Origin of the sequence: Streptococcus mitis subsp. hohhotensis, assembly GCF_020089495.2 — a bacterium.
Taxonomy (GTDB): Bacteria; Bacillota; Bacilli; order Lactobacillales; family Streptococcaceae; genus Streptococcus; species Streptococcus hohhotensis.
The window spans coordinates 1-21183 of sequence record NZ_JAIRCA020000002.1; the positions used below are offsets into that span (position 1 = coordinate 1).

General features: G+C 41.6%; 23 protein-coding genes, 2 pseudogenes and 1 other annotated feature. Of the genes and pseudogenes, 22 read left to right on the plus strand and 3 right to left on the minus strand.

The window, feature by feature from the left end; translation table 11 throughout:
• Nucleotides 1-481 precede the first annotated feature (481 nt).
• Together K4Z77_RS01010 and K4Z77_RS01015 are read right to left on the minus strand one after the other, a co-directional pair.
• Complete coding sequence (locus tag K4Z77_RS01010) at nucleotides 482-1564, minus strand: DEAD/DEAH box helicase (protein WP_224218176.1); 1083 nt, start codon at nucleotides 1562-1564, stop codon at nucleotides 482-484.
• A complete protein-coding gene (locus K4Z77_RS01015; RefSeq protein ID WP_224218177.1) occupies nucleotides 1554-2537 on the minus strand; it encodes a Gfo/Idh/MocA family protein in 984 nt (327 codons plus the stop codon). Before K4Z77_RS01015 ends, K4Z77_RS01010 begins: the two co-directional genes overlap by 11 nt.
• Before the next feature lie 141 nt (nucleotides 2538-2678).
• Here K4Z77_RS01015 and K4Z77_RS01020 point away from each other — a divergent pair, with 141 nt between their 5' ends.
• The 4 genes from K4Z77_RS01020 (at nucleotide 2679) to rpmA (ending at nucleotide 4550) form a co-directional block, all read left to right on the plus strand.
• Nucleotides 2679-3383 carry a YoaK family protein gene (locus K4Z77_RS01020; RefSeq protein WP_224218178.1) on the plus strand — a complete coding sequence of 235 codons (705 nt, stop codon included), beginning with the start codon at nucleotides 2679-2681 and terminating at the stop codon, nucleotides 3381-3383.
• A gap of 58 nt (nucleotides 3384-3441) precedes the next feature.
• Nucleotides 3442-3529: a sequence feature (ribosomal protein L21 leader region), on the plus strand.
• A 36-nt stretch (nucleotides 3530-3565) separates the two neighbouring features.
• Nucleotides 3566-3880 (plus strand): 50S ribosomal protein L21, encoded by a 315-nt coding sequence (gene rplU, locus K4Z77_RS01025; RefSeq protein ID WP_000109141.1) that lies wholly within the window; start codon nucleotides 3566-3568, stop codon nucleotides 3878-3880.
• Between the two features lie 15 nt (nucleotides 3881-3895).
• Entirely contained in the window at nucleotides 3896-4240 is a 345-nt protein-coding gene (locus K4Z77_RS01030; protein ID WP_000613699.1) for a ribosomal-processing cysteine protease Prp, read from the plus strand.
• A gap of 16 nt (nucleotides 4241-4256) precedes the next feature.
• Nucleotides 4257-4550 carry a 50S ribosomal protein L27 gene (gene rpmA / locus K4Z77_RS01035; RefSeq protein WP_000916509.1) on the plus strand — a complete coding sequence of 98 codons (294 nt, stop codon included), beginning with the start codon at nucleotides 4257-4259 and terminating at the stop codon, nucleotides 4548-4550.
• 277 nt (nucleotides 4551-4827) lie between these two features.
• Here rpmA and K4Z77_RS01040 read toward each other — a convergent pair.
• Nucleotides 4828-4902: pseudogene (locus tag K4Z77_RS01040) on the minus strand (AraC family transcriptional regulator); the annotation flags it as partial.
• Here K4Z77_RS01040 and K4Z77_RS01045 point away from each other — a divergent pair.
• The 18 genes and pseudogenes from K4Z77_RS01045 to K4Z77_RS01130 all read left to right on the plus strand — a co-directional run bounded on the left by K4Z77_RS01045 (nucleotide 4895) and on the right by K4Z77_RS01130 (nucleotide 21155).
• Nucleotides 4895-5803 (plus strand): LysR family transcriptional regulator, encoded by a 909-nt coding sequence (locus K4Z77_RS01045; RefSeq protein ID WP_001025694.1) that lies wholly within the window; start codon nucleotides 4895-4897, stop codon nucleotides 5801-5803. The pseudogene K4Z77_RS01040 and the gene K4Z77_RS01045 sit on opposite strands and share 8 nt — an antisense overlap.
• Nucleotides 5800-6261, plus strand: coding sequence for a signal peptidase II (gene lspA, locus K4Z77_RS01050; protein WP_033688702.1), 462 nt, complete (start codon nucleotides 5800-5802; stop codon nucleotides 6259-6261). Before K4Z77_RS01045 ends, lspA begins: the two co-directional genes overlap by 4 nt.
• Nucleotides 6251-7138 carry an RluA family pseudouridine synthase gene (locus K4Z77_RS01055; protein WP_224218179.1) on the plus strand — a complete coding sequence of 296 codons (888 nt, stop codon included), beginning with the start codon at nucleotides 6251-6253 and terminating at the stop codon, nucleotides 7136-7138. Before lspA ends, K4Z77_RS01055 begins: the two co-directional genes overlap by 11 nt.
• 2 nt (nucleotides 7139-7140) lie before the next feature.
• Nucleotides 7141-9025: pseudogene (cbpE, locus tag K4Z77_RS01060) on the plus strand (phosphorylcholine esterase CbpE).
• Nucleotides 9026-9125: 100 nt separating this feature from the next.
• Complete coding sequence (proB, locus tag K4Z77_RS01065; protein ID WP_224218180.1) at nucleotides 9126-10235, plus strand: glutamate 5-kinase; 1110 nt, start codon at nucleotides 9126-9128, stop codon at nucleotides 10233-10235.
• Nucleotides 10236-10244: 9 nt separating this feature from the next.
• A complete protein-coding gene (locus tag K4Z77_RS01070; protein ID WP_224218181.1) occupies nucleotides 10245-11507 on the plus strand; it encodes a glutamate-5-semialdehyde dehydrogenase in 1263 nt (420 codons plus the stop codon).
• Between the two features lie 3 nt (nucleotides 11508-11510).
• Nucleotides 11511-12308: a pyrroline-5-carboxylate reductase gene (gene proC / locus K4Z77_RS01075; protein ID WP_224218182.1), complete on the plus strand. Its 798-nt coding sequence runs from the start codon at nucleotides 11511-11513 to the stop codon at nucleotides 12306-12308.
• A 218-nt stretch (nucleotides 12309-12526) separates the two neighbouring features.
• The gene (gene tmk, locus K4Z77_RS01080) at nucleotides 12527-13165 is read left to right on the plus strand and encodes a dTMP kinase (RefSeq protein ID WP_224218183.1); all 639 of its coding nucleotides are present in this window, start codon (nucleotides 12527-12529) and stop codon (nucleotides 13163-13165) included.
• Entirely contained in the window at nucleotides 13162-14052 is an 891-nt protein-coding gene (locus K4Z77_RS01085; RefSeq protein WP_224218184.1) for a DNA polymerase III subunit delta', read from the plus strand. Before tmk ends, K4Z77_RS01085 begins: the two co-directional genes overlap by 4 nt.
• 39 nt (nucleotides 14053-14091) lie before the next feature.
• A complete protein-coding gene (gene yabA, locus K4Z77_RS01090; RefSeq protein ID WP_000358227.1) occupies nucleotides 14092-14409 on the plus strand; it encodes a DNA replication initiation control protein YabA in 318 nt (105 codons plus the stop codon).
• 2 nt (nucleotides 14410-14411) lie between these two features.
• Nucleotides 14412-15290 carry a 16S rRNA (cytidine(1402)-2'-O)-methyltransferase gene (rsmI, locus tag K4Z77_RS01095; RefSeq protein ID WP_224218185.1) on the plus strand — a complete coding sequence of 293 codons (879 nt, stop codon included), beginning with the start codon at nucleotides 14412-14414 and terminating at the stop codon, nucleotides 15288-15290.
• A 134-nt stretch (nucleotides 15291-15424) separates the two neighbouring features.
• Nucleotides 15425-16759, plus strand: coding sequence for a methylenetetrahydrofolate--tRNA-(uracil(54)-C(5))-methyltransferase (FADH(2)-oxidizing) TrmFO (gene trmFO, locus K4Z77_RS01100; protein WP_224218264.1), 1335 nt, complete (start codon nucleotides 15425-15427; stop codon nucleotides 16757-16759).
• An 83-nt stretch (nucleotides 16760-16842) separates the two neighbouring features.
• Complete coding sequence (gene pyrH, locus K4Z77_RS01105) at nucleotides 16843-17580, plus strand: UMP kinase (protein ID WP_000002996.1); 738 nt, start codon at nucleotides 16843-16845, stop codon at nucleotides 17578-17580.
• A gap of 8 nt (nucleotides 17581-17588) precedes the next feature.
• Nucleotides 17589-18146, plus strand: coding sequence for a ribosome recycling factor (gene frr, locus K4Z77_RS01110; protein ID WP_001262225.1), 558 nt, complete (start codon nucleotides 17589-17591; stop codon nucleotides 18144-18146).
• A 59-nt stretch (nucleotides 18147-18205) separates the two neighbouring features.
• Nucleotides 18206-19060, plus strand: coding sequence for an RNA-binding virulence regulatory protein CvfB (gene cvfB, locus K4Z77_RS01115; protein ID WP_033680503.1), 855 nt, complete (start codon nucleotides 18206-18208; stop codon nucleotides 19058-19060).
• An 8-nt stretch (nucleotides 19061-19068) separates the two neighbouring features.
• On the plus strand, nucleotides 19069-19284 hold the full coding sequence (locus tag K4Z77_RS01120; RefSeq protein ID WP_033680502.1) for a YozE family protein: 216 nt from the start codon (nucleotides 19069-19071) through the stop codon (nucleotides 19282-19284).
• A gap of 85 nt (nucleotides 19285-19369) precedes the next feature.
• A complete protein-coding gene (locus K4Z77_RS01125) occupies nucleotides 19370-20374 on the plus strand; it encodes a PhoH family protein (RefSeq protein ID WP_050252902.1) in 1005 nt (334 codons plus the stop codon).
• Between the two features lie 211 nt (nucleotides 20375-20585).
• Entirely contained in the window at nucleotides 20586-21155 is a 570-nt protein-coding gene (locus K4Z77_RS01130) for a GNAT family N-acetyltransferase (protein ID WP_224218186.1), read from the plus strand.
• Nucleotides 21156-21183: the final 28 nt, after the last annotated feature.

A 21183-nucleotide genomic window follows, 5' to 3' on the forward strand; every position in this document is an offset into this window, starting at 1 on the left:
AAAAAACCTTTATTTGTTATGCAAAAAAATAGAAGATAGGATAGAGAATCACTTTGATGATCTCAATCACACCTCCTATTCAAGTAGTTAGATCACTAACTTAATGACATTGGTCTATTTATTTATTTATTAATTTATATGGTATAATAGAATAGTTGGAGAGTTTTTCTATAGTTTTAAAATGCTGATATGAAACACCTCATATTTTACAAAATAAAAATCTCTCGTTCAAATAAGAGCAATGGAAAAATAAACTGCATCCCAAAACTTAGATTTTTTCTGTCTGATTTTTGGGATGCAGTTCACTTTTTACTACAAATATTATGTAGTTTTACAAAAAAAGAAGCTAGATAAAAACTCAATTTTAGGAGAAAATGAAGTAAATCTTCTCACAATAAAATGCATAATATCAAGTTTTTTGCACACATGATATTATGCGTTTTTGATTTTAAAGACTTTTTGCCCAGCCTCAATGAGGGATTTATTTTACATAGAGTTCTTGATTTTTTAGGACAATTTCTCGTACACTTGCAAACTTCTTAAGTTTTTTGATTTCTTCAGGATGAGTGACGAGAGTGATAACATAGCCTTCTTTACCCATGCGACCTGTACGGCCAGCACGGTGAGTGTAGGTTTCGATATCTCTTGGGACATCAAAGTTTACGACACATTCTAGGCTATCGATATCAATTCCACGAGCCAGAAGGTCAGTTGCAAGAAGCAGGGTTAGTTGCTTGTCTTTAAACTTTTCTAAGATGACTTTTCTAAATTTGACATTGACATCACTAGCGAGGGAAACAGCCAAGATATCCCGATACTGTAGTTTTTCTTCTGCACTTCCAAGGTCTGATAGGCTGTTAAAGAAGACCAGACCGCGGAAATCTTCAACATGAGCTAGTTTTCGTAGCATATCCACTCGGTGACGTTGATCTACCAGCATATAGAAATGTTGGATGTTGTCCAATTTTTGGTCAGAAAGATCAATGGTGCGCGTGTTAGGCGCAATCTTTTCTTGGTCAAACTTGGTCGTGGCACTCATGTAGATAAGTTGGTGGTCACGAGGTGCGTAGTGGGTAATCTTCTCAACAAAGTGTATCTGAGAATCATCTAGCAATTGGTCAAATTCATCTAGAATGATGGTTTCTACATTCATCATTTTGATTTTTTTCAGTTTAATGAGTTCAAAGATACGGCCAGGGGTTCCAATCAGAATTTCTGGTCCTTTCTTTAGGCGTTCAATCTGGCGTTTCTGACTCGAACCTGATAAGAAGAGTTGGGCAGTCAAGCCGATAGCTTCTGCCCACGTTTTGCATACATCAAAAATCTGTCCAGCAAGCTCTGTATTTGGTGCTAGAATCAAGAGTTGTTGGGCTTTTTTCTTTTGTAGTCTGAGAAGACTTGGTAGAAGGTAAGCTAGGGTCTTACCAGTTCCTGTTGGGCTCACTCCTAGGAGGTTTTCCCCAGCAAGAAGGGGCTCAAATAGTTGAGTTTGAATGGGGGTGAATTCTTGGAAACCGAGTTGGTCGCTCAGTTCTTGCCACTCGGTCGGTAGTTTAGTTTTCATTTTCTGCCTCAAATCTAATGCCAGCAGTCTGGCGCATAATATATAGTAGCTCATGAACAGAGCTTGCATCGTCCAGCCAATTCTGGTAGAGTGTCTGTTCTGGTTGCTGAATCATCTGTGCAAATGCAGAGACTTCCTCAGTCATCGTATGGGGAGCTTGTTGGATAGGGAGCTGGACTTGATTTCCTTGGTGGTCGGTAAAAATAGCCGAGCTGACATGTTCGATAGTGTTGAGCGTCAGGGTTCCATCTGTCGTATAAATCTCGCAAGGAAGATTGGAAGTAATGTTTTTCCCAGCCTTAATATGAACTTGATAGTCTGGGTATAAGAGGATACCATCTCCATTTAGGTCAATGCTATTGTCAAGCTGTTGAGCCTGATAGGTTGCATCCTTAGCTTTTCCAAAGAGACGAACGGCAGCGTAGAGAGGATAAATCCCCAAATCCATAAGCGCTCCACCAGAAAAACGGTCTGAAAAGACATTTGGTGTCTCCCCAGTCAACAAGTTAGGCATTTTGGAAGAATACTTGGCATAGTTGAGATCTGCTCCCAACACATGTTTGTCTGCTAAAAAGTTTTTGATGATAGTGAAAGCTTTTTCATGGTAATTGCGAGCTGCTTCGAAGATAAAACAATTATTTTTCTCAGCTGTGTGAATCAAATCCAGCCATTCTTGTGGTTGAGTGACAGCTGGCTTTTCAAGAATGACATGTTTACCAGCAGACAAGGCAGCCTTTGCCTGAGCAAAATGCAAGGAGTTTGGACTGGCAATATAGACTACATCAAAGGAAGATTTGAAGAAGACTTCTAATTGATCGAATAGTTGGATATTCTCATAGTGAGAAGCAAAGGTTGCTGCGGTCTCAAGTTTCCTAGAATAGACTGCGACCAGCTGGTATTTTCCACTAGCGTGGGCTGCTTCTATGAAGTGGTGGCTGATAGCCCCTGTTCCTATGACGCCTAATTTAAGCATAGTTGCTCCTTTTCCGATTTCAAATCCTTCTTTCATTATAACATAGATAGACGAGACTATCCAACAGAGGGTAAAAATTTTCAAATAAGCTACTAGGTCTTTTCCAAAGAAAGTGGTACAATAATAAGATGAGTAAATGAAATGGGAGGGAAAATGAGGTTATTACCTATAAGAAAAATATCACGTCAGTCTAAGAGGCTAGCGCTTTTTTTGACTTTTTGTGCAGGTTATGTAGATGCCTATACGTTTATTGTGCGAGGGAACACTCTTGTGGCTGGACAAACTGGGAATGTCGTCTTTCTTTCAGTAGGTCTGATTCAACACAATGTGTCAGATGCTAGTGCCAAAGTAATGACCTTACTAGCTTTTATGATGGGAGTCTTTTTACTAACGATTTATAAGGAAAAATTGAGAATTGTGAAAAAGCCCATTCTGTCATTGATTCCTTTGGCAATCTTATCAATCATTATTGGTTTTGTGCCACAAACTGTAGATAATATCTATCTAGTACCGCCCTTAGCCTTTTGTATGGGATTGGTGACAACCGCTTTTGGAGAAGTATCTGGGATTGCTTATAACAATGCATTTATGACAGGGAACATCAAACGGACCATGCTGGCTTTTGGGGATTATTTTAGGACCAAGCACACACCTTTTTTGCGTGAAGGTTTCATATTTGTTAGCCTGCTTAGCAGTTTTGTCCTTGGCGTTGTCTTTTCAGCCTATTTGACGATTTTTTATCAGGAAAAGACCATTCTTGGTGTTCCTATTATGATGAGTATTTTTTACCTCAGTATGCTTTTTGCTTCATGGCAGAAAAAAGTAAAAGAAAAAGCTTCATTTTAGGTGTTATTACTTGTAAGAAAACAGGAGATATGCTATACTTTAAGAGTTGACTATGCACGTTCCTGTGCAACCGCACGAACATCGTTGCTTGATTATTCAAGTTTAAGTGGTTCGTCCCACGATGCTAGGCGAGTCTTCACAAAAAATTCGGGGAAACCCATAAAAATCATAGGAGGTGCATAATGAGCACATACGCAATTATCAAAACTGGCGGAAAACAAGTCAAAGTTGAAGTTGGTCAAGCAGTTTACGTTGAAAAATTGAACGTTGAAGCTGGTCAAGAAGTTACTTTTAACGAAGTTGTTCTTGTTGGTGGTGAAAACACTGTTGTCGGAACTCCACTTGTTGCTGGAGCTACTGTAGTTGGAACTGTTGAAAAACAAGGAAAACAAAAGAAAGTTGTTACTTACAAGTACAAACCTAAAAAAGGTAGCCACCGTAAACAAGGTCACCGTCAACCATATACTAAAGTTGTCATCAACGCAATCAACGCTTAATTTTAAGGAGAACACATGATACAAGCAGTCTTTGAGAGAGCCGAAGATGGCGAGCTGAGGAGTGCGGAAATTACTGGACACGCCGAGAGTGGCGAATACGGCTTAGATGTCGTGTGTGCATCGGTTTCTACGCTTGCCATTAACTTTATCAATTCCATTGAAAAATTTGCAGGCTATGAACCAATCCTAGAATTAAACGAAGATGAAGGTGGCTATCTGATGGTTGAAATTCCAAAGGATCTTCCTTCACACCAGAGAGAAATGACCCAGTTATTCTTTGAATCATTTTTCTTAGGTATGGCAAACTTATCGGAGAACTCTTCAGAGTTCGTCCAAACCAGAGTTATCACAGAAAACTAACACGGAGGAAAACATTATGTTAAAAATGACTCTTAACAACTTGCAACTTTTCGCCCACAAAAAGGGTGGAGGTTCTACATCAAACGGACGTGATTCACAAGCGAAACGTCTTGGAGCTAAAGCAGCTGACGGACAAACTGTAACAGGTGGATCAATCCTTTACCGTCAACGTGGTACACACATCTACCCAGGTGTAAACGTTGGACGTGGTGGAGACGATACTTTGTTCGCTAAAGTTGAAGGCGTAGTACGCTTTGAACGTAAAGGACGCGATAAAAAACAAGTTTCTGTTTACCCAATCGCTAAATAAAAAGGTCCAGTGAACCTTTTTATCCCGAGCCTTGAAATGTAAAGGCGAGGAAGCTAGAAGTAGCATAAACTAAGGCTTTCCGAGTTTTCGGAGAGCCTGTTTTTTTGTTTTGGTCCCCATATTATGGGAATTGAATTCGCATCATATTATAAACGGTAAATCAAAAAGATTTGCTGTTTTTTATTTGCTTGAAATCATATAAAGACTGAAAAAAGAATGGTTCAAATTCTTGTATTGGGATGTTAGAGTATTTATTGAGACTTGAAAATTTCTAGACTTTTTTCCTTTTTGGAAAACTTCTAAAATATGGTATAATGAAAAGATAAAGAAGTTGGGGGTAGAAGATGAACATTCAACAATTACGCTATGTTGTTGCCATTGCCAATAGTGGTACTTTCCGTGAAGCTGCTGAAAAGATGTATGTAAGCCAGCCGAGTCTGTCTATTTCTGTTCGTGATTTGGAAAAAGAATTGGGCTTTAAGATTTTCCGTCGGACCAGCTCAGGGACTTTCTTGACCCGTCGTGGTATGGAATTTTATGAAAAAGCGCAAGAATTGGTCAAAGGATTTGATATTTTTCAAAATCAGTATGCCAATCCTGAAGAAGAAAAAGATGAATTTTCCATTGCTAGCCAGCACTATGACTTCTTGCCACCAACCATTACAGCATTTTCAGAGCGTTATCCTGATTATAAGAACTTCCGTATTTTTGAATCAACTACTGTTCAAATCTTAGACGAAGTAGCGCAAGGGCATAGTGAGATTGGGATTATTTACCTCAACAATCAAAATAAAAAGGGGATTATGCAACGGGTTGAAAAGCTGGGCCTTGAGGTAATTGAATTGATTCCCTTCCATACCCACATTTATCTCCGTGAGGGGCATCCTTTAGCCCAGAAAGAGGAATTAGTCATGGAGGATTTAGCGGATCTACCTACAGTTCGTTTTACCCAGGAAAAGGATGAGTACCTTTATTATTCGGAGAACTTTGTTGATACCAGCGCTAGCTCGCAGATGTTCAATGTGACAGACCGTGCTACTTTGAATGGTATTTTGGAGCGGACGGACGCCTATGCGACAGGTTCTGGATTTTTAGATAGTGACAGTGTCAATGGCATCACAGTTATTCGTCTCAAGGATAATTTGGATAATCGCATGGTCTATGTTAAACGTGAGGAAGTGGAGCTTAGTCAGGCTGGAACTCTTTTCGTAGAAGTCATGCAAGAATATTTTAATCAGAAGAGGAAATCATGAAAAAAAGAGGAATAGTGGCAGTCATTGTATTGCTTTTGATTGCGTTGGATCAGTTAGTTAAATCCTATATCGTCCAGCAGATTCCACTGGGTGAAGTACGCTCTTGGATTCCTAATTTCGTTAGCTTGACCTATCTGCAAAATAGAGGGGCAGCCTTTTCTATCTTACAAGATCAGCAGTTGTTATTCGCTGTCATTACTCTGGTTGTCGTGGTAGGTGCCATTTGGTATTTACATAAACACATGGAGGACTCACTCTGGATGGTTTTGGGTTTGACCTTGATTATCGCAGGTGGACTTGGAAACTTTATTGACAGGATCAGTCAGGGCTTTGTTGTGGATATGTTTCACCTTGACTTTATCAATTTTGCAATTTTCAATGTGGCAGATAGCTATCTGACGGTTGGAGTGATTATTTTATTGATTGCAATGTTAAAAGAGGAAATAAATGGAAATTAAAATTGAAACTGGTGGTCTGCGTTTGGATAAGGCTTTGTCGGATTTGACAGAATTATCACGCAGTCTCGCGAATGAACAAATCAAATCAGGCCAGGTCTTGGTCAATGGTCAAATCAAGAAAGCTAAATACACTGTCCAAGAGGGCGATGTTGTCACTTACCATGTACCAGAGCCAGAGGTCTTAGAGTATGTAGCTGAGAATCTTCCGTTAGAAATCATCTACCAAGATGAGGATGTGGCTGTCATCAACAAGCCTCAGGGGATGGTGGTGCATCCGAGTGCTGGTCATACTAGTGGGACCCTAGTAAATGCCCTTATGTACCATATTAAGGACTTGTCTGGTATCAATGGGGTTTTGCGTCCAGGAATTGTTCATCGTATTGATAAGGATACGTCAGGTCTTCTTATGATTGCTAAAAACGATGAGGCGCATCTAGCGCTTGCTCAAGAACTCAAGGATAAAAAGTCTCTCCGCAAATATTGGGCGATTGTTCATGGAAATCTGCCTAATGATCGTGGTGTGATTGAAGCTCCGATTGGTCGTAGTGAAAAAGACCGTAAGAAACAGGCTGTGACTGCTAAAGGGAAGACTGCAGTGACTCGTTTCCACGTCTTGGAACGCTTTGGCGATTATAGCTTAGTGGAGTTGCAGCTAGAGACAGGTCGCACTCATCAAATCCGTGTTCACATGGCTTATATTGGCCATCCAGTCGCTGGTGATGAAGTCTATGGTCCTCGTAAGACACTTAAGGGGCATGGACAATTTCTTCATGCCAAGACTTTAGGTTTTACTCATCCGAGAACAGGTGAGACCTTAGAATTTACAGCAGATATCCCAGAGATTTTTAAGGAAACTTTGGAGAAATTGAGGAAGTAAGAATGAAAAAGAAATTGATTAGTTTAGCACTTGCAGGCGCTTTTTTAGGTTTGTCATTGCATGGGAATGTTCAAGCTCAAGAAAGTTCAGGAAATAAAATCCACTTTATAAATGTTCAAGAAGGTGGCAGTGATGCGATTATTCTTGAAAGCAACGGACATTTTGCCATGGTGGATACAGGAGAAGATTATGATTTCCCAGATGGAAGTGATTCTCGCTATCCATGGAGAGAAGGAATTGAAACGTCTTATAAGCACGTTCTGACAGACCGTGTCTTTCGTCGTTTGAAGGAATTGGGTGTCCAAAAACTTGATTTTATTTTGGTGACCCATACTCACAGTGACCATATTGGAAATGTTGATGAATTACTGTCTACCTATCCAGTTGACCGAGTCTATCTTAAAAAAATATAGTGATAATCGTATTACTAATTCTGAACGTCTATGGGATAATCTGTATGACTATGATAAGGTTTTACAGACTGCCGCTGAAAAAGGTGTTTCAGTGATTCAAAACATCACACAAGGAGATGCTCATTTTCAGTTTGGGGACATGGATATTCAACTCTATAATTATGAAAATGAAACAGATTCATCAGGTGAATTAAAGAAAATTTGGGATGACAATTCCAATTCCTTGATTAGTGTAGTGAAAGTCAATGGCAAGAAAATTTACCTTGGGGGCGACTTAGATAATGTTCATGGAGCGGAAGACAAGTATGGTCCTCTTATTGGAAAAGTTGATTTGATGAAGTTTAATCATCACTATGATACTAATAAATCAAACACCAAGGATTTCATTAAAAATTTGAGTCCGAGTTTGATTGTTCAAACCTCAGATAGTCTACCTTGGAAAAACGGTGTTGATAGTGAGTATGTCAATTGGCTTAAAGAACGAGGAATTGAGAGAATTAACGCAGCCAGCAAAGACTGTGATGCGACAGTTTTTGATATTCGACAAGACGGTTTAGTAAACATTTCAACTTCCTACAAGAAGATTCCAAGTTTTCAAGCTGGTTGGCATAAGAGTGCTTATGGAAACTGGTGGTATCAAGCACCTGATTCTACAGGAGAGTATGCTGTCGGTTGGAATGAAATTAAGGGTGACTGGTATTACTTTAACCAAACGGGTATCTTGTTACAGAATCAATGGAAAAAATGGAACAATCATTGGTTCTATTTAACAGACTCTGGTGCTTCTGCTAAAAATTGGAAGAAAATTGATGGAATCTGGTATTATTTCAACAAAGAAAATCAGATGGAAATTGGCTGGGTAAATACTGGAAGTCAGAACTATTATTTATCAAACGATGGCTCTATGAAGACAGGTTGGCTTCAATATAAGGGGCAATGGTATTACTTTGCTCCATCAGGGGAAATGAAAACGGGTTGGGTAAAAGATAAAGAAACCTGGTACTATATGGATTCTACTGGTATCATGAAGACAGGCGAGATAGAAGTTGCTGGTCATCATTACTATCTAGAAGATTCAGGAGCTATGAAGCAAGGTTGGCTTAAAAAGGCAAATGCTTGGTATTTCTACAAGGAAGATGGTTCACGAGCTGTTGGTTGGATTAAAGACAAGGGTAAATGGTACTTCTTGAAAGAAAATGGTCAATTGCTTGTGAACAGTAAGACACCAGAAGGCTATACTGTTGATTCAAGTGGTGCCTGGTTAGTGGATGTTCCGGTAGAGAAATCTGTTACAACTAAAGTCACAAGTCATTCAGAAATTAAAGAATCTAGTGAAGTAGTGAAAAAGGATCTTGAAAATAAAGAAACGAGTCAACATGAAAGTGTTACAAATTCTTCAACTAGTCAAGATGTGACATCCTCAACTTCACAAAGCTCTGAAACGAGTGCAAACAAATCTGGATCAGAACAGTAGTAAAAAAGAAGGTTTTAGGGCCTTCTTTTTCCTATCACCCCTTTTCTATTTCCTGCTATTCATGTTATAATGGATAAATATGAAGAATCGGAGTGAGACTATGAAATACAAACGGATTGTCTTTAAGGTGGGGACTTCTTCTTTGACAAATGAGGATGGAAGTTTATCACGTAGTAAGGTAAAGGCTATTACCCAGCAGTTGGCTATGTTGCACGAGGCGGGTCATGAATTGATTTTGGTGTCGTCGGGTGCCATTGCGGCTGGTTTTGGGGCCTTAGGATTTAAAAAGCGTCCGACTAAGATTGCTGATAAGCAGGCTTCAGCAGCGGTAGGGCAAGGGCTGTTGTTAGAAGAATACACGACCAATCTTCTCTTGCGCCAAATCGTTTCTGCACAAATCTTGCTGACCCAGGATGATTTTGTGGATAAGCGCCGTTATAAAAATGCCCATCAGGCTTTGTCAGTTCTACTTAGCCGTGGAGCGATTCCTATCATCAACGAGAATGACAGTGTCGTCATTGATGAGCTCAAGGTCGGGGACAATGACACTCTAAGTGCCCAGGTAGCGGCCATGGTCCAAGCAGACCTTTTGGTTCTCTTGACAGACGTCGACGGTCTTTATACTGGAAATCCTAATTCAGATCCAAGAGCCAAACGCTTGGAGCGAATCGAGACCATTAATCGTGAGATTATTGATATGGCCGGTGGAGCAGGTTCGTCTAATGGTACAGGTGGCATGTTAACTAAAATCAAAGCTGCAACTATCGCGACGGAATCAGGAGTTCCTGTTTATATCTGCTCATCCTTGAAAGCAGATGCCATGATTGAGGCATCTGAGGAGACCAAGGATGGTTCCTACTTCGTTGCTCAAGAGAAGGGACTTCGTACCCAGAAACAATGGCTGGCCTTTTATGCTCAGAGCCAAGGTTCTATTTGGGTTGATAAAGGGGCTGCAGAAGCTCTCTCTCAACATGGAAAGAGTCTTCTCTTATCTGGTATTGTTGAAGCAGAGGGAGCCTTTTCTTATGGTGATATCGTGACAGTATTTGACAAGGAAAGTGGAAAATCACTTGGAAAAGGACGTGTGCAATTTGGTGCATCTGCTTTGGAGGATATGTTGCGTTCTCAAAAAGCCAAGGGTGTCTTGATTCACCGTGATGACTGGATTTCCATTACTCCTGAAATCCAACTACTCTTTACAGAATTTTAGAGGTAAACTATGGTAAGTACACAAGAACAATTTGAACAGGTACAGGCTGTTAAAAAATCGATCAATACAGCTAGTGAAGAGGTGAAAAACCAAGCCTTGCTAGCCATGGCTGATTACTTATTAGCAGCTACTGAGGAAATTTTAGTAGCCAATGCCCTTGATATGGAAGCGGCCAAAGGTAAAATCTCAGATGTGATGCTGGATCGTCTTTATTTGGATGCAGGACGTATAGAAGCAATGGCAACTGGGATTCGTGAAGTGGTTGCTTTACCAGATCCAATCGGTGAAGTTTTAGAAACCAATCAGCTTGAAAATGGTTTGGTTATCACCAAGAAACGTGTGGCTATGGGGGTCATCGGTATTATCTATGAAAGCCGTCCAAACGTGACGTCAGACGCGGCTGCTCTGGCTCTCAAGAGTGGAAATGCAGTTGTTCTTCGTAGTGGTAAGGATGCCTATCAAACGGCCCATGCCATTGTCACAGCCTTGAAAAAGGGCTTGGAGACGACTACTATTCACCCAAATGTGATTCAACTGGTGGAAGATACCAGCCGTGAAAGTAGCTATGCCATGATGAAAGCCAAGGGCTATCTAGACCTTCTCATTCCTCGTGGAGGAGCTGGCTTGATTAATGCGGTGGTTGAAAATGCTATCGTACCTGTTATTGAGACAGGAACTGGGATTGTCCATGTTTATGTGGACAAGGATGCAGACGAAGACAAGGCGCTGTCTATCATCAACAATGCCAAAACCAGTCGTCCTTCTGTCTGTAATGCCATGGAGGTTCTACTTGTTCATGAAGACAAAGCAGCAAGTTTCCTTCCTCGCTTGGAGCAAGTTCTAGTTGCAGAGCGTAAGGAAGCTGGACTGGAGCCAATTCAATTCCGCTTGGATAGTAAAGCAAGTCAGTTTGTTTCAGGCCAAGCAGCTGAAGCACAAGACTTTGACACCGAGTTTTTAGACTATGTCCTAGCTGTTAAGGTTGTGAGTAGTTTAGAAGAAGCGGTTAGCCATATTGAAACCCACAGTACTCATCATTCGGATGCCATTGTGACGGAAAATGCTGAAACTGCAGCATACTTTACAGATCAAGTGGACTCTGCAGCGGTTTATGTCAATGCCTCAACTCGTTTCACAGATGGTGGCCAATTTGGTCTTGGTTGTGAAATGGGGATTTCTACTCAGAAATTGCACGCGCGTGGTCCAATGGGCTTGAAAGAGTTGACCAGCTACAAGTATGTGGTTGCTGGTGATGGGCAGATAAGGGAGTAAGAGATGAAGATTGGATTTATCGGTTTGGGGAATATGGGAGCTAGTTTGGCCAAGGCTGTTTTGCAGGCCAAGACGGGTGCTCAGATTCTCCTTGCCAATCGTAGTCAAGCTAAGGTAGATGCTTTCATTGCAGACTTTGGTGGTCAGGCTTCCACCAATGACGAAATCTTTGCAGAAGCAGATGTGATTTTTCTAGGAGTTAAGCCTGCTCAGTTTTCTGAACTGCTTTCTCAATACCAAACCATCCTTGAAAAACGAGAGAGTCTTCTTTTGATTTCCATGGCAGCTGGATTGACTTTAGAAAAACTAGCAAGTCTTATCCCAAGTCAACACAGAATTATTCGTATGATGCCAAATACCCCTGCTTCTATTGGGCAAGGAGTGATTAGTTATGCCTTGTCTTCTAATTGTAGTGCTGAGGACAGTGAGCTCTTTTGTCAGCTTTTAGCAAATGCTGGCCTCTTGGTTGAACTAGGAGAAGGATTAATCGATGCAGCGACAGGTCTTGCAGGTTGTGGGCCAGCCTTTGTCTATCTCTTTATTGAGGCCTTGGCAGATGCAGGTGTTCAGACTGGATTGCCACGAGAAACGGCCTTGAAAATGGCGGCTCAAACTGTGGTTGGAGCTGGTCAATTGGTCCTAGAAAGCCAAGAGCATCCTGGGGTCTTGAAAGACCAAGTTTGTAGCCCAGGTGGTTCGACTATCGCTGGTGTAGCAAGCTTAGAAGCGCATGCTTTTCGAGGAACAGTCATGGATGCAGTTGGTCAAGCCTACAAACGAACACAAGAACTAGGTAAATAAGAGGTGGATTTGTCTGCCTCTTTTATGGTGGTTGATACTCTTCGAAAATCTCTTCAAACTGCGTCAGCTTCACCTTGCCGTACTCAAGTACAGCCTGCGGCTAGCTTCCTAGTTTGCTCTTTGATTTTCATTGAGTATGAAATGAGAAGATAAAAAGATTGTCACAAACCCCTATTTTTTTGATAGAATAGAAGTAGTAAAAAAGAAATGAGTTAGACATGTCAAAAGGATTTTTAGTCTCTCTTGAGGGACCAGAGGGAGCAGGAAAGACCAGTGTTTTAGAGGCTCTGCTCCCAATTTTACAGGAAAAAGGAGTAGAAGTGTTGACGACCCGTGAACCTGGCGGAGTCTTGATAGGGGAGAAGATTCGGGAAGTGATTTTAGATCCAAGTCATACTCAGATGGATGCTAAGACAGAACTCCTTCTCTATATCGCCAGTCGCAGACAGCACTTGGTGGAAAAAGTTCTTCCAGCCCTTGAAGCTGGCAAGTTGGTTATTATGGATCGTTTCATTGATAGTTCTGTTGCCTATCAGGGATTTGGTCGTGGCTTGGATATTGACGCCATTGATTGGCTCAATAAATTTGCCACAGATGGCCTTAAACCCGATTTGACCCTCTATTTTGACATCGAGGTGGAAGAGGGACTGGCTCGCATTGCTGCTAATAGTGACCGCGAGGTCAATCGTTTGGACTTGGAAGGTTTGGACTTGCATAAAAAAGTTCGTCAAGGCTATCTTTCTCTTCTGGACAAAGAAGGAAATCGCATTGTCAAGATTGATGCCAGTCTTTCTTTGGAACAAGTTGTGGAAACTACCAAGGATATCTTGTTTGATAGAATGGGCTTGGCTAAATGAAACAAGAAGAATTAAAGGCTTGGCAACCAGACCAGTTTGACCGCTTTGTCCGTATCCTAGAACAAGACCAGCTCAATCACGCCTATCTTTTTTCAGGTTTCTTTGGAAGCTTAGAAATGGCGCAGTTTTTGGCTAAGAGCCTCTTTTGTACGGATAAAGTAGGCGTTTTACCATGTGAGAAATGCCGAAATTGCAAGCTGATTGAACAGGAAGAGTTTCCAGATGTTACCTTGATTAAGCCAGTCAATCAGGTCATCAAGACAGAACGCATTCGGGAATTGGTGGGGCAGTTTTCTCAAGCAGGGATTGAAAGCCAACAACAGATTTTTATTATCGAGCAAGCTGAGAAAATGCATCCCAACGCAGCTAATTCTCTGCTCAAGGTCATCGAAGAACCCCAGAGTGAGGTTTATATTTTCTTCTTGACTAGCGATGAGGAAAAGATGTTACCGACCATCCGTAGTCGGACCCAGATTTTCCACTTTAAAAAGCAGGAAGAAAAACTCATCTTGCTCTTAGAACAAATGGGACTGGTTAAGAAAAAAGCAACTCTTTTAGCTCAGTTTAGTCAATCGCGAGCTGAAGCAGAAAAGTTGGCCAATCATGCAAGTTTTTGGACCTTGATCGATGAAAGTGAACGCCTGCTGACCTGGTTATTAGCTAAGAAAAAAGAAAGTTATCTGCAAGTTGCTAAATTAGCCAACTTGGCAGATGACAAGGAAAAACAGGATCAGGTCTTGCGAATCCTTGAAGTCCTCTGTGGGCAGGACCTTCTGCAAGCAAGAGTAAGGGTGATTCTACAAGATTTGTTAGAAGCTAGAAAAATGTGGCAAGCTAATGTCAGCTTTCAAAATGCCATGGAATATCTGGTCTTGAAAGAAATGTAAACTCAAAAATGAACGATAAAGAAAGGAAAGGGCTGGTTTATGGACAAAAAAGAATTATTTGACGCGCTGGATGATTTTTCCCAACAATTATTGGTGACCTTGGCTGATGTGGAAGCCATCAAGAAAAATCTCAAGAGCCTGGTAGAGGAAAATACAGCTCTTCGCTTGGAAAATAGTAAGTTGCGCGAACGCTTGGGTGAGGTGGAAGCAGATGCTCCTGTCAAGGCCAAGCATGTTCGTGAAAGTGTCCGTCGGATTTATAAAGACGGATTTCACGTTTGTAATGATTTTTATGGGCAACGTCGAGAACAGGACGAGGAATGTATGTTCTGTGACGAGTTGTTATACAGGGAGTAAGCATGCAGATTCAAAAAAGTTTTAAGGGGCAGTCTCCCTATGGCAAGCTGTATCTAGTGGCAACGCCGATTGGCAATCTAGATGATATGACCTTTCGTGCCATCCAGACCTTGAAAGAAGTGGATTGGATTGCAGCTGAGGACACGCGCAATACTGGTCTTTTGCTCAAGCATTTTGACATTTCGACCAAGCAAATCAGTTTTCATGAGCATAATGCCAAGGAAAAAATTCCTGATTTGATTGGTTTCTTGAAAGCAGGGCAAAGTATTGCTCAGGTCTCCGATGCAGGTTTGCCTAGTATCTCAGACCCTGGTCATGATTTGGTTAAGGCAGCTATTGAGGAAGAAATTGCGCTTGTCACAGTTCCAGGAGCCTCTGCAGGTATTTCTGCCTTGATTGCCAGTGGTTTAGCACCGCAGCCACATATCTTTTACGGTTTCTTACCAAGAAAATCAGGCCAGCAAAAACAATTTTTCGACTCAAAAAAAGACTATCCTGAAACTCAGATTTTCTATGAATCGCCTCACCGTGTGGCAGATACATTGGAAAATATGCTAGAAGTCTACGGTGACCGCTCGGTCGTCTTGGTCAGAGAATTGACCAAAATTTATGAAGAATACCAGCGAGGAAAGATCTCTGAATTGCTAGAAAACATCGCTGAAACACCGCTCAAGGGCGAATGCCTTCTCATCGTCGAAGGTGCCAGTCAGGATGTGGAGGAAAAAGACGAGGAGGACTTGTTCTTAGAAATCCAAGTCCGCATCCAACATGGTATGAAGAAAAATCAAGCCATTAAGGAAGTCGCTAAGATTTACCAGTGGAATAAAAGTCAGCTCTACGCTGCCTACCACGATTGGGAAGAAAATCAAGAAAATGACTAAACAGGGAAGTTTGCCTTCTTCCCTTTTTTTGTTATACTAGTAGAAGAAAAAATTAGAAAGATTTGTGGGTGTCAAACAGTCCAGTGGGGTGTTTTGATATGGACTTACGTCCCACCCAAAGAGGTATTAGTGTCGTGTCTCAATCTTATATCAATGTTATCGGTGCTGGTTTGGCAGGTTCTGAAGCAGCCTACCAAATTGCAGAACGTGGTATTCCAGTTAAACTTTATGAAATGCGTGGTGTCAAGTCAACACCTCAACACAAAACAGACAATTTTGCAGAGTTAGTTTGTTCTAATTCCCTTCGTGGGGATGCTTTGACAAATGCAGTGGGTCTTCTCAAGGAAGAAATGCGTCGCTTGGGTTCTGTTATTTTGGAATCTGCTGAGGCTACACGTGTTCCTGCTGGAGGAGCCCTTGCGGTGGACCGTGATGGTTTCTCCCAAATGGTGACCGAAAAAGTGGTCAACCATCCCTTGATTGAGGTGGTGCGTGATGAAATTACAGAATTGCCGACAGATGTTATTACGGTTGTCGCTACTGGTCCTTTGACCAGCGATACTCTGGCTGAAAAGATTCATGCTCTTAATGACGGCGATGGTTTCTATTTCTACGATGCGGCAGCGCCTATTATCGACGTCAACACCATTGATATGAGCAAGGTCTACCTCAAGTCTCGATACGATAAGGGAGAAGCTGCCTACCTCAACGCTCCCATGACTAAGCAAGAGTTTATGGATTTCCATGAAGCCTTGGTCAATGCGGAAGAAGCACCGCTCAATTCTTTCGAAAAAGAAAAGTACTTTGAAGGTTGTATGCCTATCGAAGTTATGGCCAAACGTGGCATTAAAACTATGCTTTATGGTCCTATGAAACCAGTCGGTTTGGAGTATCCAGATGACTACACAGGACCTCGTGATGGAGAATTTAAAACACCTTATGCGGTGGTTCAGCTTCGTCAGGACAATGCAGCTGGTAGGCTCTATAATATCGTTGGTTTCCAGACCCACCTCAAATGGGGAGAACAAAAGCGTGTCTTCCAAATGATTCCAGGTCTTGAAAATGCTGAGTTTGTACGTTATGGTGTCATGCACCGCAATTCTTATATGGATTCACCAAATCTTCTGGAACAGACCTACCGTTCTAAGAAACAACCAAATCTCTTCTTTGCTGGTCAGATGACGGGTGTGGAAGGCTATGTAGAGTCCGCAGCGTCAGGATTAGTTGCGGGAATTAACGCGGCTCGTCTCTTCAAGGGAGAAAGCGAGGCTATTTTCCCAGAAACAACAGCGATTGGAAGTCTGGCTCATTACATCACCCATGCGGACAGCAAACATTTCCAACCTATGAATGTCAATTTCGGAATTATCAAGGAGTTGGAAGGCGAGCGTATCCGTGATAAGAAGGCTCGTTATGAAAAAATTGCAGAGCGTGCTCTTAGCGACTTAGAGGAATTTTTAACTGTCTAATTTTTTTGAAAGAATTGCTCATGGTACTATAAAAATCTTAGAAATTGTGATAAAATAGGTAGGATAAAAAAAGGAGAGTGAAAATGGCGAATCCCAAGTATAAACGTATTTTAATCAAGTTATCAGGTGAAGCCCTTGCCGGTGAACGTGGCGTAGGGATTGATATCCAAACAGTTCAAACAATCGCAAAAGAGATTCAGGAAGTTCATAGCTTAGGTATCGAAATTGCCCTTGTTATTGGTGGAGGAAATCTCTGGCGTGGAGAACCAGCTGCAGAAGCAGGTATGGACCGCGTTCAGGCAGATTACACAGGAATGCTTGGGACTGTTATGAATGCTCTTGTGATGGCAGATTCATTGCAACAAGTTGGGGTTGATACACGTGTGCAAACAGCTATTGCCATGCAACAAGTGGCAGAGCCTTATGTCCGTGGACGTGCCCTTCGTCACCTTGAAAAAGGCCGTATCGTTATCTTTGGTGCCGGAATTGGTTCACCTTACTTCTCAACAGATACAACAGCGGCCCTTCGTGCAGCTGAAATCGAAGCAGATGCTATTCTTATGGCTAAAAACGGTGTCGATGGTGTTTACAATGCCGATCCTAAGAAAGACAAGACAGCCGTTAAGTTTGAAGAATTGACCCACCGTGACGTTATCAATAAAGGTCTGCGTATCATGGACTCAACAGCTTCAACCCTCTCAATGGATAATGACATTGACTTGGTTGTCTTCAACATGAACCAACCAGGCAACATCAAACGTGTCGTATTTGGTGAAAATATCGGAACAACAGTTTCAAATAATATCGAAGAAAAGGAATAAGAAAGATTATGGCTAACGCAATTATTGAAAAAGCTAAAGAGAGAATGACCCAGTCTCACCAATCACTTGCTCGTGAATTTGGTGGTATCCGTGCTGGCCGTGCCAATGCAAGCTTGCTCGACCGTGTACATGTAGAATACTATGGAGTCGAAACTCCTCTTAACCAAATCGCTTCAATTACGATTCCAGAAGCGCGTGTTTTGTTGGTAACACCATTTGACAAGTCTTCATTGAAAGACATCGAACGTGCCTTGAATGCCTCTGATCTTGGTATCACACCAGCTAACGATGGTTCTGTGATTCGCTTGGTTATCCCAGCTCTTACGGAAGAAACTCGTCGTGACCTTGCTAAAGAAGTGAAGAAGGTCGGCGAAAATGCTAAAGTGGCTGTCCGCAATATCCGTCGCGATGCTATGGACGAAGCTAAGAAACAAGAAAAAGCAAAAGAAATCACTGAAGACGAATTGAAGACTCTTGAAAAAGATATTCAAAAAGTAACAGACGATGCTGTTAAACACATCGACGACATGACTGCCAACAAAGAAAAAGAACTCTTGGAAGTCTAAAAATAAACAGAAAAACTCAGTTGGCATTGCTGGCTGAGTTTTATTCGAAAGAAGGAAATATGAATACAAATCTTGCAAGTTTTATCGTTGGACTCATCATCGATGAAAATGACCGTTTTTACTTTGTGCAAAAGGATGGCCAAACCTATGCTCTTGCCAAGGAAGAAGGTCAACATACAGTAGGAGATACGGTCAAAGGTTTTGCCTACACGGATATGAAGCAAAAACTCCGCCTGACAACCATAGAAGTGACTGCCACTCAGGACCAATTTGGTTGGGGAACTGTAACAGAGGTTCGTAAGGACTTGGGTGTCTTTGTGGATACAGGCCTTCCTGACAAGGAAATCGTAGTGTCACTTGATATTCTCCCTGAGCTCAAGGAACTCTGGCCTAAGAAGGGCGACCAGCTCTACATCCGTCTTGAAGTGGACAAGAAAGACCGAATCTGGGGACTCTTGGCTTATCAAGAAGATTTCCAACGTCTGGCTCGTCCTGCTTACAACAACATGCAGAATCAAAACTGGCCAGCCATTGTATACCGCCTCAAGCTGTCAGGAACCTTTGTCTACCTACCAGAGAATAACATGCTTGGCTTTATCCATCCTAGCGAACGTTACGCAGAGCCACGATTGGGTCAAGTTCTAGATGCGCGTGTCATTGGTTTCCGTGAAGTGGACCGCACGTTGAACCTTTCTCTCAAACCACGTTCTTTTGAGATGTTGGAAAATGATGCTCAGATGATTTTGACCTACTTGGAAAGCAATGGCGGTTTCATGACCTTAAATGATAAGTCATCTCCTGATGATATCAAGGCGACCTTTGGCATCTCTAAAGGTCAGTTCAAGAAAGCACTTGGCGGCTTGATGAAGGCTGATAAAATCAAGCAAGACCAGTTTGGGACAGAGTTGATCTAGGGTGACTTATGAGAAAATCATTTTACACTTGGCTCATGACCGAGCGCAACCCTAAAAGTAATAGTCCTAAAGCTATCTTGGCAGATCTAGCTTTTGAAGAGTCTTCCTTCCCAAAACACACAGATGATTTTGATGAGGTGAGTTGCTTTTTGGAAGAACATGCCAGCTTCTCTTTTAATCTAGGAGATTTTGACGCTATCTGGCAAGAATACTTAGAACACTAGCATTTAGTCACTAGGTTTGGGCTAGTAATTTCTCCATCCCTCTGCTATAATAAAAAGAAATAAAAGGATTAGAGAGGTTCTTTATTTGAAGGAACATTCAATAGACATTCAACTGAGTCATCCAGATGACTTGTTTCATCTTTTTGGTTCCAATGAACGCCATCTTCGTTTGATGGAAGAAGAGCTTGATGTGGTGATTCATGCTCGTACGGAGATTGTCCAGGTTTTGGGAGAAGAGACTGCCTGTGAGGAAGCCCGTCAGGTTATTCAGGCTTTGATGGTCTTGGTAAATCGTGGGATGACCGTTGGTACACCAGATGTGGTGACTGCAATTAGTATGGTCAAAAACGATGAAATTGACAAGTTTGTCGCCCTTTACGAAGAAGAAATTATCAAGGACAATACAGGGAAGCCTATTCGTGTCAAAACCTTGGGTCAAAAACTTTATGTAGATAGTGTTAAACAGCACGATGTGACCTTTGGAATTGGGCCAGCAGGGACAGGGAAGACCTTCCTTGCAGTGACCTTGGCAGTGACTGCCCTTAAACGTGGTCAGGTTAAGCGGATTATCCTAACACGCCCGGCAGTGGAAGCTGGCGAGAGTCTAGGTTTTCTTCCGGGTGATCTTAAGGAGAAGGTAGATCCTTACCTTCGACCTGTTTACGATGCCTTGTATCAGATTCTGGGGAAAGACCAAACGACTCGTCTCATGGAGCGTGAAATTATCGAGATTGCGCCCCTTGCCTATATGCGTGGACGGACCTTGGATGATGCCTTTGTCATTCTCGATGAGGCGCAAAATACGACTATCATGCAGATGAAGATGTTTTTGACTCGTTTAGGATTTAATTCTAAGATGATTGTCAATGGAGATATCAGTCAGATTGACCTTCCGCGTAATGTCAAGTCCGGTCTGATTGATGCCCAAGAAAAGCTCAAGAACATCCACCAGATTGACTTTGTTCATTTTTCAGCCAAGGATGTGGTTCGCCATCCAGTTGTTGCTCAGATTATCCGAGCTTATGAACCAGCTCCAGTTAAAAAAGAAGAGAGTGAAGAATTAGATCCTCAACCTCTATCTGAAGGGTAGTTCTTTTGTACTTAAAGTTATCTCAATGCTAAATCTATAGTTGATTGAAGTTAGAATAGTACGTCGTGACTGCTAAAACATTTCTAGAAATTAATTTGACTTTCCTAATCGATTTGTTCATATTTTATTTCAATCTACTATAAATTTGCTTTTTAAATATTTCATTCAATATCTTTATCTTAGTTAGAAACTTTTCAAGTGGAGGAAACGTATGGAATCAATTTTTGTAAAACTAGCTCAGTATCCGTCTATAGAAACGGAGCGTTTATTGCTTAGACCTGTAACCTTGGATGATGCGGAAGCAATGTTTGACTATGCCTCGGACAAGGATAATACACGTTACACTTTTCCAACCAATCAAAATTTAGAAGAAACCAAGAATAACATTGGTCAGTTCTACTTGGCTAACCCCTTGGGGCGTTGGGGAATAGAACTAAAAAGCAATGGTCAGTTTATTGGAACCATTGACTTGCACAAGATTAATCCTGCTCTTAAGAAGGCAGCTATTGGCTACATTATCAATAAAAAGTATTGGAATCAAGGATTAACGACAGAAGCCAATCGTGCCGTGATTGAGCTGGCTTTTGAGAAGATTGAAATGAACAAGTTGACCGCCCTTCACGATAAGGATAATCCTGCATCTGGAAAGGTCATGGAGAAATCAGGAATGCATTTTTCTCACGAAGAACCTTATGCTTGTATGGACCAGCATGAAGAAGGCCGAATCGTGACAAGAGTTCACTATGTATTGACCAAGGAAGACTATTTTGCAAATAAATAAGCAGTTGAAAAGAAATTTTCGACTGTTT

Excerpts from the sequence above, each read along its gene's own strand:
- K4Z77_RS01015 (WP_224218177.1), bottom strand. The coding sequence starts at position 2,537 with ATGCTTAAATTAGGCGTCATAGGAACAGGGGCTATCAGCCACCACTTC.
- K4Z77_RS01030 (WP_000613699.1), top strand. The coding sequence starts at position 3,896 with ATGATACAAGCAGTCTTTGAGAGAGCCGAAGATGGCGAGCTGAGGAGT.
- rsmI (WP_224218185.1), top strand. The coding sequence starts at position 14,412 with ATGCAGATTCAAAAAAGTTTTAAGGGGCAGTCTCCCTATGGCAAGCTG.
- tmk (WP_224218183.1), top strand. The coding sequence starts at position 12,527 with ATGTCAAAAGGATTTTTAGTCTCTCTTGAGGGACCAGAGGGAGCAGGA.
- K4Z77_RS01045 (WP_001025694.1), top strand. The coding sequence starts at position 4,895 with ATGAACATTCAACAATTACGCTATGTTGTTGCCATTGCCAATAGTGGT.
- pyrH (WP_000002996.1), top strand. The coding sequence starts at position 16,843 with ATGGCGAATCCCAAGTATAAACGTATTTTAATCAAGTTATCAGGTGAA.
- K4Z77_RS01120 (WP_033680502.1), top strand. The coding sequence starts at position 19,069 with ATGAGAAAATCATTTTACACTTGGCTCATGACCGAGCGCAACCCTAAA.
- K4Z77_RS01055 (WP_224218179.1), top strand. The coding sequence starts at position 6,251 with ATGGAAATTAAAATTGAAACTGGTGGTCTGCGTTTGGATAAGGCTTTG.
- yabA (WP_000358227.1), top strand. The coding sequence starts at position 14,092 with ATGGACAAAAAAGAATTATTTGACGCGCTGGATGATTTTTCCCAACAA.
- K4Z77_RS01020 (WP_224218178.1), top strand. The coding sequence starts at position 2,679 with ATGGGAGGGAAAATGAGGTTATTACCTATAAGAAAAATATCACGTCAG.
- K4Z77_RS01070 (WP_224218181.1), top strand. The coding sequence starts at position 10,245 with ATGGTAAGTACACAAGAACAATTTGAACAGGTACAGGCTGTTAAAAAA.
- rpmA (WP_000916509.1), top strand. The coding sequence starts at position 4,257 with ATGTTAAAAATGACTCTTAACAACTTGCAACTTTTCGCCCACAAAAAG.
- K4Z77_RS01010 (WP_224218176.1), bottom strand. The coding sequence starts at position 1,564 with ATGAAAACTAAACTACCGACCGAGTGGCAAGAACTGAGCGACCAACTC.
- K4Z77_RS01130 (WP_224218186.1), top strand. The coding sequence starts at position 20,586 with ATGGAATCAATTTTTGTAAAACTAGCTCAGTATCCGTCTATAGAAACG.
- rplU (WP_000109141.1), top strand. The coding sequence starts at position 3,566 with ATGAGCACATACGCAATTATCAAAACTGGCGGAAAACAAGTCAAAGTT.
- proC (WP_224218182.1), top strand. The coding sequence starts at position 11,511 with ATGAAGATTGGATTTATCGGTTTGGGGAATATGGGAGCTAGTTTGGCC.
- proB (WP_224218180.1), top strand. The coding sequence starts at position 9,126 with ATGAAATACAAACGGATTGTCTTTAAGGTGGGGACTTCTTCTTTGACA.
- lspA (WP_033688702.1), top strand. The coding sequence starts at position 5,800 with ATGAAAAAAAGAGGAATAGTGGCAGTCATTGTATTGCTTTTGATTGCG.
- cvfB (WP_033680503.1), top strand. The coding sequence starts at position 18,206 with ATGAATACAAATCTTGCAAGTTTTATCGTTGGACTCATCATCGATGAA.
- frr (WP_001262225.1), top strand. The coding sequence starts at position 17,589 with ATGGCTAACGCAATTATTGAAAAAGCTAAAGAGAGAATGACCCAGTCT.
- K4Z77_RS01085 (WP_224218184.1), top strand. The coding sequence starts at position 13,162 with ATGAAACAAGAAGAATTAAAGGCTTGGCAACCAGACCAGTTTGACCGC.